The 12,219-nt window shown below is 31.8% G+C and carries 13 protein-coding genes; 3 read left to right on the top strand and 10 right to left on the bottom strand.

What is annotated here, in order from left to right; genetic code table 11:
* Positions 1-378 (bottom strand): nascent polypeptide-associated complex protein, encoded by a 378-nt coding sequence (locus MEVAN_RS06715; protein WP_012066113.1) that lies wholly within the window; start codon positions 376-378, stop codon positions 1-3.
* A 228-nt stretch (positions 379-606) separates the two neighbouring features.
* Between MEVAN_RS06715 and hypD the strand changes: the two genes are divergently transcribed.
* Entirely contained in the window at positions 607-1,689 is a 1,083-nt protein-coding gene (gene hypD, locus MEVAN_RS06710; RefSeq protein ID WP_012066112.1) for a hydrogenase formation protein HypD, read from the top strand.
* A gap of 40 nt (positions 1,690-1,729) precedes the next feature.
* On the opposite strand, the gene MEVAN_RS06705 is transcribed toward hypD, so the two are convergent.
* The 5 genes from MEVAN_RS06705 to MEVAN_RS06685 all read right to left on the bottom strand — a co-directional run bounded on the left by MEVAN_RS06705 (position 1,730) and on the right by MEVAN_RS06685 (position 6,921).
* Positions 1,730-2,524, bottom strand: coding sequence for a CBS domain-containing ParB/RepB/Spo0J family partition protein (locus MEVAN_RS06705; RefSeq protein WP_012066111.1), 795 nt, complete (start codon positions 2,522-2,524; stop codon positions 1,730-1,732).
* Positions 2,511-2,759 carry a DUF504 domain-containing protein gene (locus MEVAN_RS06700; protein ID WP_012066110.1) on the bottom strand — a complete coding sequence of 83 codons (249 nt, stop codon included), beginning with the start codon at positions 2,757-2,759 and terminating at the stop codon, positions 2,511-2,513. The genes MEVAN_RS06705 and MEVAN_RS06700 overlap by 14 nt, the downstream gene beginning before the upstream one ends.
* A 33-nt stretch (positions 2,760-2,792) precedes the next feature.
* Positions 2,793-4,256: a DHH family phosphoesterase gene (locus tag MEVAN_RS06695; protein ID WP_012066109.1), complete on the bottom strand. Its 1,464-nt coding sequence runs from the start codon at positions 4,254-4,256 to the stop codon at positions 2,793-2,795.
* Positions 4,257-4,387: 131 nt separating this feature from the next.
* On the bottom strand, positions 4,388-6,184 hold the full coding sequence (gene infB, locus MEVAN_RS06690; RefSeq protein ID WP_012066108.1) for a translation initiation factor IF-2: 1,797 nt from the start codon (positions 6,182-6,184) through the stop codon (positions 4,388-4,390).
* A 314-nt stretch (positions 6,185-6,498) separates the two neighbouring features.
* Positions 6,499-6,921: a nucleoside-diphosphate kinase gene (locus MEVAN_RS06685; RefSeq protein ID WP_012066107.1), complete on the bottom strand. Its 423-nt coding sequence runs from the start codon at positions 6,919-6,921 to the stop codon at positions 6,499-6,501.
* A 148-nt stretch (positions 6,922-7,069) separates the two neighbouring features.
* Between MEVAN_RS06685 and MEVAN_RS06680 the strand changes: the two genes are divergently transcribed.
* The gene (locus MEVAN_RS06680; protein WP_012066106.1) at positions 7,070-7,855 is read left to right on the top strand and encodes an EFR1 family ferrodoxin; all 786 of its coding nucleotides are present in this window, start codon (positions 7,070-7,072) and stop codon (positions 7,853-7,855) included.
* A complete protein-coding gene (gene purE / locus MEVAN_RS06675; RefSeq protein ID WP_012066105.1) occupies positions 7,852-8,322 on the top strand; it encodes a 5-(carboxyamino)imidazole ribonucleotide mutase in 471 nt (156 codons plus the stop codon). Before MEVAN_RS06680 ends, purE begins: the two co-directional genes overlap by 4 nt.
* 36 nt (positions 8,323-8,358) lie before the next feature.
* Here purE and MEVAN_RS06670 read toward each other — a convergent pair whose 3' ends face one another.
* The 4 genes from MEVAN_RS06670 to MEVAN_RS06655 are packed head-to-tail and all read right to left on the bottom strand — an operon-like array spanning position 8,359 to position 12,193.
* The gene (locus MEVAN_RS06670; protein ID WP_012066104.1) at positions 8,359-10,263 is read right to left on the bottom strand and encodes a PINc/VapC family ATPase; all 1,905 of its coding nucleotides are present in this window, start codon (positions 10,261-10,263) and stop codon (positions 8,359-8,361) included.
* 56 nt (positions 10,264-10,319) lie between these two features.
* Positions 10,320-10,730, bottom strand: coding sequence for a phosphoribosyl-AMP cyclohydrolase (gene hisI, locus MEVAN_RS06665; protein WP_012066103.1), 411 nt, complete (start codon positions 10,728-10,730; stop codon positions 10,320-10,322).
* Positions 10,731-10,741: 11 nt separating this feature from the next.
* Positions 10,742-11,719, bottom strand: coding sequence for a beta-ribofuranosylaminobenzene 5'-phosphate synthase (locus MEVAN_RS06660; RefSeq protein ID WP_012066102.1), 978 nt, complete (start codon positions 11,717-11,719; stop codon positions 10,742-10,744).
* A gap of 12 nt (positions 11,720-11,731) precedes the next feature.
* Entirely contained in the window at positions 11,732-12,193 is a 462-nt protein-coding gene (locus MEVAN_RS06655) for a CBS domain-containing protein (RefSeq protein WP_012066101.1), read from the bottom strand.
* Positions 12,194-12,219 lie beyond the last annotated feature (26 nt).

Raw genomic sequence — 12,219 nt, 5'->3', positions numbered from 1 at the left:
TTAGTTTCCAAGTTTTAAAATTGCTTCAGCCAAATCCCCGTTTACATCTTCTAAAGCGGTTTTAGCTTCCTCTTTTGAAACGTTACATTGTGTTGCAACCATTTCAATATCCTCTTCAGTTACTTCTACCTTAACTTCAGTGTCTTCTATTTTTTCCGCAGTTTTCGACGTATTTTTAGACCTTCCAGAAATAGTATACGTTTTTGTACCCATCATATCCATTACTTGGACTTTTGGCTTATCAAATACCATAATTTTATCTTCAAGTTCGATAGTAACCTTTACTGCTTTTAAGTCTTCACTATCCATTCCAAAATCTTTCATCATTTTTTGCATTTGTTTCATCATTCTTGGATTCATTTTTCCGCCTGGGAACATGAAAACACCTCTATAACCTTTTTGATAATATTTAAGATATATATAATTTAAACGCATTCTATAAAAATATATTAGAATAGAAATTACCAAAATAGATTAAAATATAATTATTAATAATATATCCTTTTTTTAAAACCGATATTTTACAAAGTCCACTCTAATATTTTTATATATTATTTTACCATTTAGTTCATTAGTGTAATTTTAGTGTAATTTAAGAGGGAAAAAATGGATAATGACATTATGAATATTAATGATAAGGAATTAATTAAAAAATCAATCCAAACAATCCAGAAACTCTCTGAAAAGTTGGATGACGTAAAAATAATGCACGTTTGTGGTTCACATGAACATACAATTTGTAAATATGGAATTAGAGATGTTTTACCTGAAAATATTACTGTAGTACCAGGACCCGGATGCCCAGTATGTGTTACAACCCAAAAAGAAATTGATGAAGCAATGTATTTAGCAGAACAAGGATACACGATTGCAACTTTAGGTGATATGTATAGGGTTCCAGGAAGCAAAAAGTCGCTAATGGAGCTTCAATCTGAAGGAGCGGATGTTAGAATTGTTTACGGAATTCCAGACGCAGTAAAATTGGCAAAAAAGCAGGATGAAAAGGTAATTTTTGTTGCAATTGGTTTTGAAACTACTGCACCAACAACAGCTGCTGAACTCCTATCAAAACCTGAAAATTTCTACATATTAAATTCACATAGGCAAACTCCGCCAGTAATGGGCTTTTTACTTAGTGGTGGAACGGAATTGAAGTTAAACGGTTTTATATGTCCAGGTCACGTTTCAACAATTACTGGTTTAAAACCATATTATGGGCCATGTGAAACATATAAAGCTCCGATGGTTGTTGCAGGGTTTGAACCAATTGATGTTATGGCCTCCCTTGTAATGATACTAAAACAGCTTGTAAAGGGCGAAGCTAAAGTTGAAAATGAATATAAAAGAGCAGTGAAGGAAGAAGGAAACGTTATTGCACAAAAAATTATGAATAAGGTGTTTGAACCTTCAGACGTTGCTTGGAGGGGGTTTCCGGTGATTAAAGATGGCGGAATGAAATTAAGAGAAGAATTTAAAAAGTACGATGTTTCTGAAAATATCGATATTCCAGAAATTAAAGAGGTAATAAATAAGGCCTGTATATGCAGTGAAATATTAAGGGGGGAAAAACTTCCAAATGACTGCAAACTTTTTGGAAAGACTTGTGACCCTTTAAATCCGGTTGGAAGTTGCATGGTTTCTGATGAAGGAACTTGCAGGATATTTTATAAATACAGTAGATTTAGATAATTATTTTAACTTTTTAACGGATTTAAAAAAAATTTTTAAATTAAATCTCAAGTATGCTTGACTTAAGTTTATATGTGCTACTGCAATTACTTTTATCTTCATCAATTATTTTAACATCTTTTAAAGACACTAAACCTTGTTTTTCAGCAGTTTTTTCAATTCCCATCTTTTTATCAGTATCAATTTCTAAAACATGAGCCTCTAACTCATTAATACATGAAAGGTAAGCTGCAACTGCCCTGTGATGCCCATCAACTAGAATATATTTTCTACCAATATTTGTTTTTATCACGATTATCGGTTCTGCGAGGCCTCTTTTCAATTCATAGGCTCGCCCGTAAAGTTCATCCTCGTACACTTTTGACTGCGTTGGAATTAATTCATTAATTGGAATCGTTTCACGTTTGGTTGTTAATTCATAGCCAAGATTTTTATAGGAGTTTATAATTTTTTCAAGCTTTTTAGGAGTAGTTTTTTCAATTTGAGACCGTATAACATCCGTATTTGTAATTATTCCAAGAATATTATTTTCTTCATCAACTACGGGAAGTTTTGAAAAACCAGTTCTAAACATTATTCTTCCAGCATCCATTATGTTTGTTTTCGGTTTTGTAACTATCATGTCATCACGATTGGTCATTAAGTCTTTTACTTGTTCGGATTCTAATTTTCCAATAATATCATGAACTGAAATGATTCCTTTAACCTTTGAATTAACTACAACTGGAAATGTGTCGTGAGTTGTTTTTTTAACAAGTTCAATAATATCCAAAACTGTTGAACTAGGGTCTAGCGAATTAACTTTTTTTGTCATGTACTCTTCAACGTAAACCATCGATATCTACCTTTTTATACAGTATTTCGCCTGTTTTTAAATTTTTAATTTCTAAAATTCGATGAAATGGAATATGGGTTTCGTTAAAAACTAAAAAAGAGTCGTTTATAATAATATTATTTACTGAAATTGATTTTTTATTATCTGGTGCGCCCCTATGGAGGTAAATTATAACATAGTCTTTAGGGCTACTTTTAGGATGCCACAATAACCTATTTATCAGTTCCTTTAACATAATATCCAGAATAAAATTTAATAAAATCTTTACTTACTGCTTATCTTGTGAAGACATATCTTCTTCTTCGATACCCATAGTTTCAAATATTTTTGCCTGAATTGCTTCTTCTACAAGTTTTCTAAGTGCACTTTTGTCAGATACTGACTGAAAGATTCCAAGTTCAACACTTGCAGCAGCGGAAGCTTGATGGCCTCCGCCACCAAATGCAGACTTCATTATGTTTCCAACGTCAATCCTTAAGTCTTTTGTTCTTGAACTTATATGTATTTCATTATCTGAAATTCCAAATATATAAGTTGTATTTATCCCTTCAGTTTTTAGTAAAAATTCCGCTGCCCTTGGAAGAGCGTCTCTATTTTTGATATTTCCAACATAAGATAAAGCAATACTTCCCTTTACTATTTTTCTATTCATTATGGCTTTTCCTAAAATTTCCATTGTTTCAGTATCTATATCGGGATTTTCAATCATTTCCAAAACTTTAGGGTCCATTAGGCCTTGTAAATAACTTGCAGCTTCAAAATCTTTTTTAGAAGTTTTCCGTTTAAAATAGTTTGTATCAGAAGTAATTGCATAATACAGGGCTGTTGAAAGATTTCTATTCGGTACGATATCAAGTTCAATTAAGTATTTAGTTAAAATAGTAGCAGTTGCACCTATTTCTGGATTAACATCCATATATCTTGCAGTTAAATCCCCATTATCATGGTGATCAACAATAACCGAAAGTTTAGAGCGGTCTACATCAATTGGAAGTGTTTTAGATGAAGATAAATCAACTACTGCAACAGAACAGTAATTTAAAGCGTTTAATTCATCAACTTGATTTAATTTAATTCCTAAAAGATTTACCATTGCTTTATTTTCATCATAACCGATTTTTCCGCCGTAAGCAATCTCTGAAGATACACCCCATTTTTCAAAAATCGCTTTTAACGCCATTGCACTTGCCATTGCATCAGGGTCTGGGTTTTTATGCATTAATATTAAAAAAGGAGCTTTATGATTATTTACAGGAGTTTCTTCTGGAGTATAATAGTTTTTAAATGAATTTTTAGCATCTATTGCTATTTCCTTTAGTTCATTTAATTTCCGCCTGAGTTTTGACTTTTCAATTTCATTTACAACGTCTCTTGCAGCACTTTCAAGTGGATAAATAACTTTGTTTATAGTAAGTCCGTTGTATATTTCCGGATATCTAACCATTCCTCGAACTATTAAGTATGCTTTTGCATTAATTTCAGGAATAAGTCCTACAATTTTCTTATTAACTTCAAAATCGTTTGTTAAAACAATTATTGTATCAGCATCTTTTATTTTTGCCCGTTCTAAAACATCAGGTTCGGAAGCATCGCCAATTACATAGTTAAAATCTCCATTTTCATGAGATTCAAAAACAGCATCATTTTTATCAATCACCGTTACTTTATCAACATTTTTGGCGTTATTTACGACTTTACGTCCTAAAGAACCATACCCTATGACCAAAATCATTTTATGCCTCCGAAAAAATTTCGAAATTAATTAAGTTATATGGTGTTCCAAAAGTTTTATTATGACTACATTTAACGTACAGAGTATATATTTGTAATGCTACGTCATTTGTATAATTAAATTTAAAAATACTACATTCCCCAAAATATACTTTTTTCGAGCTTTTGTTTTAATTCCATGTATCTTAAAAGAGCTTCTTTTTCATCGCCCCTTAATTCGTCCTTATATATGTGGTAAAGTTTTCTAACTTCAGGTTCTGAAACTTCGACATATAATATATCATTCTCTTTTGCATTTCTTCCAAGAATCATGTTTCCATCAATCGAAACTGGAACTTGCATCCCTACTTTAGCTTCCTTTATATTTTCCTGCTGATTATTCCGAATTTCTTTAACATAACCAAGTTTTTTACCGTCATCAGACATTATATGGCTCCCAATTTTTAATGTACCATATAAAATTTCAACACCACATACTGCGGGGCCTTTCTGCCGGAAAATGCAATTTGGAAGAATTTTAATCATTGCAGGCTTTGTAAGCTTATTTAGTTCATCAGACTTTAAAAGCTCTTCCATTTCTTTTAACCATGCTCCATAGTCTTCAACTAATTTATATATAATTTTACCTTCAAGTAATTTTACGTCTGTTTTTTCGAGCTCTAATTTTGCATCGGGCAATGTTTTAGTATTAAATGAAATTATTAAGCCATTTAATGGATCTGAAGATGAATAAGATGATGCTTCAATAATATCTTTTTTAGAAACGTCTCCAACTTCTGCTTTTTTAATATTTGCTTTTGCTTTTCGTAATTCATTTGCAATAGCTTCTAATGAGCCCATTGTATCTGCTTTTATAATTATTCCTTCTTCGTCAGTCTTTATCGTAAACTCTTCAATTTCTTCCGTTATTTCATCCATTGCTTTATTTATATGCTCCTTTGGAACGATTCTTAATGGACTTCCCGATACAACCATTTCTAATTCGGGGGCAGAGATTTTAACCCCTGTTGCAGCTGAAATTTCCCTTGAAGGCTTAAATTTATCTTTAGGATCCCTCATTTCATCTAATTCTTTTGGTTTTAAAAGTGCCTTTACCTTGGACGTTACAATGCCATCAGGGTTACCAATAACAATGTAATCCCCGGTTCTTGCAATTCCGTCGTATATTATCGCATCAATCGTTCTACCAAGTCCTTTTTCTTCTTTTACTTCTAAAACAGTTCCTTTTGCATAACCTTCTACATTTAAAGCAAGTTTTTGTTCTAAAAATTTCTGTGCAAGTCCCGCAATAATAATTAAAAGGTCAGGAACTCCTTCACCCGTAATTGCGGATACGGGAACCACGTTAATTGTTCTTGTGGTATCTTTAACTCTTGAAAATAAGTCGGCATCAAAACCTAATTCATTTAAATGCTTGATAACATTTTCATAAAGCCTTATCTCAAATTCAGTCATTGCATTTGGGTGTTGAACTTTTTCATTAAAATTTAGAATAAATGGCCCATTACTTGAACTCCAACCAGGAATTCTGTCTAATTTATTAGCTGCAACTACAAACGGAGTTTTACATTGTTTTAATATATTTATTGCTTCAATTGTCTGGGGTTTAAATCCTTCGTTTATATCCACTACTAAAATTGCTATATCTGCTAATGCTCCGCCCCTTTTCCTTAAAGAAGTAAATGCTTCGTGTCCCGGTGTATCTATAACTAATAGTCCAGGAATAGATAGATTAGCATTAAATAGCCCTAAAAGATCCTTTGAAACTTTTTTTATCGTGTTTATTGGAATTTCGCTTGCACCGATATGCTGGGTTATTCCACCAGCTTCTCTCTGTGTAACTCTTGTACTCCGTATTTTATCAAGAAGTGAAGTTTTACCGTGGTCTACGTGACCTAAAACACTCACAATTGGACATCTCAATGCCATAATATCACCAATCAATTTTAATTTCTAAAACTAAAAATGTGTTTCATCCAAAGATAACAAAATTATAAAAAATCCGAATCAAAAATTAGTAATCTACAGATTATATAGTTTACTAAAAATAAAAATTTTTATCGCATATTTATCGTAGTCTGATTTTTCAATTTAGTACTGTTTTTAAATTAATCCAATATTTGTAAATAGCTTTTGATAAATTTAAATTGTATTATGGTATAAATTTATTTTGTTGTGAGAACGGTTTTCACTTTTAAATATTTATCCACGTCCATTTTTTTATTTAAATTATCAATTCTAAATTATTTGCTATCAAAAAATAACTCAATTTCTTTTTTTGCACCATCTATTGAATCCGATGCGTGTATAATGTTTTTAGGAAGGTATAATCCAAAATCTCCCCTAATAGTTCCCGGAAAAGCGTCATAAGGGCAGGTATTTCCAATCATTTTTCTAACCGTATTTATTGCCCTTTCACCCTCGATTACCATTGCAACAATTTTTCCAGAAGTCATAAAAGTTATTAAGCGCTCGTAAAATTCTTTTCCCTTATGTTCGGAGTAATATTCTTCCGCAAGTTCTTTTGAAAGTTTCAACATTTTAATTTCAATAATATTAAATCCCCTATCCTCAAATCGCTGTATAATTCTTCCAATTAACTTTCTTTCGACTGCATCAGGTTTTAATGCTACAAAAGTTTGTTGAATTTCATCCTCGCATCTCATAACATCCCCTTTTTTAAACATTCCAATTAATTAATAATCTAAAAACAGTATATTTTAATTGATATAATTATTTTACTAACAAAATAGAACAAAATATTGAAGATTAAGTGAAAATTTAAATAATAAAAAATGCACTAAGGTGGAATCATTGAAAAATACGATCTATTACTTTTCTGGAACTGGAAATTCGCTTTATCTCTCAAAAAAATTAGCAGAACGCCTCAAAGATTTTGAAGTAAAATCTATTAAAAATGCAGTTCAAAATAACGATTACGTTTGTAATTGTGAAAAAATAGGGATTATATTTCCAGTATATTGTCTTGGAATTCCTGAAATTGTTGAAAGATTTATTGAAAATATTCATATTGAAAATAATCCCTATATTTTTTGTATTGCAAATTATGGTGGCGAATATGGGGGAGCTTATTTTCAATTGTCTGAATTATTAAATAAAAAAGGTAAAATTTTATCTGCAAACTTTGGAATAAAAATGCCTGATAATTACGTTGTTTTATTAAATTCTCCAAAAAAGCATAATATTGAAAAAATACTGGATAATGCCGATATAATGATAGAAAAAGTTGCAAAGTCAATAGATGCTAGCGAAAATAATAATTTTGGAATGCAGTTATTTAAAAAAATAGGATATAAAGTAATTTATCCATTTTGGAAGCGTAATCTTTCGAAATTCGATAAAAGTTTTAAGGTATCAAAAAATTGTAACCTTTGTGGAACATGTAAATTAGTATGCCCTGTTCGAAATATTGATATAAAAGATGGACATATCATATGGAAACACGGGTGCCAAGATTGCATGGCATGTATACAAATTTGTAACAAAAAAGCTATTTCTAGATGGTTAAGTAAATATAACCGGCAATACTTTAACCCTAGAATTTCAACCGCTGAATATATGCGTGGTGATATCAAATGATAACAATACTAATGGGCAGTAAAAGTGACGTAGAAGTTGCAAAAAAAGCATGTTCAATTTTAAAAGATTTTGAAATCCCTTTTGAGGTTAGAGTAGCTCCAGCACATAGGACTCCAGAACTGGTTGAAAATATTGTAAAAAATTCAAAGTCAAAAGTATTTATCGCAATTGCAGGTCTTGCAGCACATTTACCCGGAGTAGTTGCCTCAATGACTACAAAGCCAGTTATTGCAGTGCCTGTTGAAAGTAAGATGGATGGACTTGATGCACTTTTAAGTTCTGTTCAAATGCCTCCAGGAATTCCTGTTGCATGTGTTGGAATCGATAGGGGAGAAAATGCGGCGATTTTAGCTGTTCAAATGCTTTCAACGTCTGATGAGAACCTTTCAAAAAAATTAGCAGAATTTAGGGAAAAACAGAAAGAAAAAGTAATTTCAGACGACTCTGAAGTTTCAAAAATGTTTTAGATAATGCCTAAAAAACTAAATAAAAATTTGAAGTTTTTAAATTTCCACATAGATATCTTTTCCTTTTCTCATTGCATTTTCAAGTTCTTTACCAATTACCGTTTTTTTGCTGATATTTACGTTTCCACTAGAACTAACGGTTGCAGTGCATACGTATTGCCCCTCAACATAAACTTTAATATTTGCACCGATAAAGTCTTCCCCAACTTCAACTACAATATGTTTTCCAGTTTCCGTTAATTTAGTAGTTTCATAGTCATTTATAAACTCGTAACTCCCCCCTATTTTATCAATTTCTTCAAATTCCGTTTTTTCCCGAACACTTATTCTAAGGCCCGTTAATTCCTCGATTTTTGAAATTTCTTTTCCACCTTTTCCAATTATTGAAGGAATAAACTTTTCCAAAACTTTTACTTCTACTGTATCGTTGTTTATAACTTTTATTTCTGGCTTTGATTTTTTTGGAAGGTGTTTTTTCAAAATTTCGGAAATTTTTTCTTCAGCGTATTTTAAAACAGGCCCTTTTTTAGTTGCAGTTTCTCTTATAGGCATTACTACAACCTGTTCTCCATAAGTATATATTTCGTATTCTGGCGACCTTGTTAAAAAGTCAACAACCTCAATTACTGGCCTTGCAAGGTCTGCTTCTTTCATCCCATGCGGAACTTTAACGTTAAACTCCACATCATAAACTTTTCCAATTTTACCCTTTTCTATAAATACTACCGTATCAACAATCTGAGGAATTATTCCAAGTTCTACTCTTCCAATTAACCTTTGAATAGAATCTATTGGTTTTGAAGCATGAACTACCCCAACCATTCCAACTCCTGCCATTCTCATATCTGCAAATATTTCAAAATCTTTTGTCTTTCTTACTTCATCATATATTGTATAGTCGGGGCGCACTAAAAGCAAAATATCGCATGTTTTTTCCATGCTACCTTCGAGTGGGGCATATTGAGTTATTTCATTTCCAACTTGTAAATCTCTTGGGCTCTCCATTGTTTTTACAATTTTTCCCATATTTTTAAAGCGTTCTGCAAGAGCTGCAACAAAAGTTGATTTACCACTTCCGGGAGCTCCTGAGACGAAAACACCTTCTGCATTATCAAGTCGTTCTTTTAAGTCCTCTGAAAGGTTGTAATCTTCTAAAGATACCTTTGTAATTGGCCTAACTGCCGTAATTTCTAGAGCTTCTGAAAATGGAGGCCTTGTAATAGATATTCTTAGGTTTCCAAGCTGGATTACAGTTGCTCCAAACCGTTCTATCTCGATAAGTCCATTATTTTGTTCGGTATATTTTAAAATATTATCAATAAGAACTTTCAAATCATTTTTTGTAAGTGTTTCTGGGATATATGGAATTAACCTTACATTTCCCGGTTTTCCACGTTTTACATACGGGATACAGTCTTCTTTTAAATGAACCGAACTTGTAATTTCATCAAAATACTTTTTAATAAATAAATCTACTCTTTTTTCGACTACTTTTAAAAATTTAGCTAGTATTCCCTGTGCTACTGCCAAATTGTACTGAATTTTATCGCTTGTAAAAAGTATAGATTTTGTTTCCCTTGCAACTTTCCTAATTATTGCATCAATTTCTCCGCCCCTTGCAAGTGAAACTTCATCAATAGAAGGCCTTTCACCATAATATTCTATTTCAATTCCTTTTTCTTTTGAAATATCTATTAGATTCTTCAATTCTTCAATTCCGAAGTATCCAATTTCCCGGCCCTTATTTGCCTGTGCTTCAAGCTCAGATATAACTGCTTCTGGAACAATTATCTTGCAATTTTCAATTAAACCTTTTTCTATAAATTCAGTAATCCGTCCATCAATTATTACACACGTGTCTACTGTAATTTTACAGTCTTCAAACCGTTCAATACCTTCAACGGCGTTATCATCTTTTTTTATAGCTTCCAAAATCGGCATATCAATCACCAAAAAAATAAAATGTAAATTTTGTTAAAATAATATAAAAATAAATATTAATCTAGTTTATCTCCAATAACTGTTGAGTTGCCGGTATTTAAATCTACTTTATTATGAAAACATGACATATATCCTTCATGACATGCCCATCCAGTTTGTTCCACGATAAAAAGGAGGGCATCACCATCACAGTCTTTAAATACTTCAAGTACCTTTTGAACGTTCTTACTTTCCTCTCCTTTCATCCATATTTTATTCCGGCTGGTTGAAAAATAATGCATTAAACCAGTTTTTAGCGTCATCTTAAGCGATTCTTTATCCATGAATGCCGTCATGAGTACATTTTTATATTTATCGATGGCAATTGCAATTAAAAGTTCTTTGTCATCAATTTTTCTAAATTTTAAATCCATATTTTGAACTATTTTTCCAAAGTTTTCTTTGATATCAATGTCTTTAATGCCCATATTTTCACTATTTACCTTGTTAATTCAAATCCTGTATTATTTGCCCTTGTTGAAATTATTTCGCCGTCAATTCCATGAATATCGAAATACTCATTTGAAGCTTCAATTATAGTTTTTTTGTCGCCCAAAGAATATATTGTTGGGCCAAAACTTGAAATGCCGCTGTAAGAAATCTTCTGAAGTTTTTCAAGCATGTTTTTTATTGCAGGGCTTTGTAATTTAACTTCTGCCTTTTTAAATCCTAATTTTTGTAATTCGTTTATACAAAAACCAAATGAGTCTAAGTCATTTTCAATTACGGATGGAATCATCTTCATTAAAATTATCCTGCAAATTTTTTCAGTTTCAGATTCTAAAATGGGGCAATACTTTTTAAACATGTCTACTTCTCTTTCACCATATATCTGTTCACCTTTTGGCATTGTTAAAACAATATCCCAATTAAAGTCGTGTCTAAAAATTACAGGTGCAGGCCTTACATTTTCAGAAACAGATGACGGTTGAAAGTCAAATTTGTCTTTTCCAATTCCAAAGGAGTGCCCCGAATCAATAATGTAACCTCCCTTTTCAAAAGAAGCTACGCCAATTCCAGAGGTACCTCCTCGTCCAGTAATTTTTGCTAAATTTTCCGCATTTATTTCGTGACCGTATACTAAGGACGTGATTTTTCCAGTCGAAAGGGAAATCTGTGTTCCACTCCCAAGGCCCGAATGTGCAGGAATTACGCCATTTACCGTCAATTTAATTCCATTCTCCCCAATTTTAGATAAAACTTTTCTTGCAGAATCTAAAATCCTTCTTTCAATGTCTATTTTATCTTTTTCTTCAATTTTTACTTTAAAATCGATTTCTATTTCGTCACTTTCCAATCCTTCGATTTTAAAATTAGGATAATCAATTGCTACCCCTAATCCGCCATCTACCCTACCTAAATTTCCATTTAAGTCAATTAACCCCATGTGAATTCTTGAAGGAGAAGTCAGTTTCATTAAAATTCACCTTTAAACCATTGCCTCTATCAAGTCGCCCCTTGTAATAATTCCAACCAATTTTCCATTTTCAACGACAGGAAGTCTCTTAATTTTATTTTTAACCATTGTTTCAGCTGCTTTATTTATTGTTGTTTCTGGAGAAATTGTAATTACCTTTTCGGTCATTGCTTCCCATACTTCTATTTTAAGAGCATTATCAATGTCTTCCATAAATTGTTCAACCTTTAGGGCTGTTTTTAAAGGTAATTCAATTAAATCAAATGGCGATGGTAAGACTAAACTAACTCTTTCATCGTGTGAAGTTATAGATTTAATTATATCGCTTTCAGATATTATTCCAACTATACGTTCTCCTTCAACAATTGGGGCTCCGCTTATTGATTTTTCCCGAAATAGTTTGATTACTTTTTCAATACTGTCATCCTTATTTAGTGTTATTGGGGTTTTCATTACATTTTTTACAAAAATCATTGCAATCACCACTAATTATCAACAAA

This window comes from Methanococcus vannielii SB (assembly GCF_000017165.1).
Taxonomy (GTDB): Archaea; AGJL01; Methanococci; order Methanococcales; family Methanococcaceae; genus Methanococcus; species Methanococcus vannielii.
This window is presented reverse-complemented; position numbering and strand designations above follow the sequence as displayed.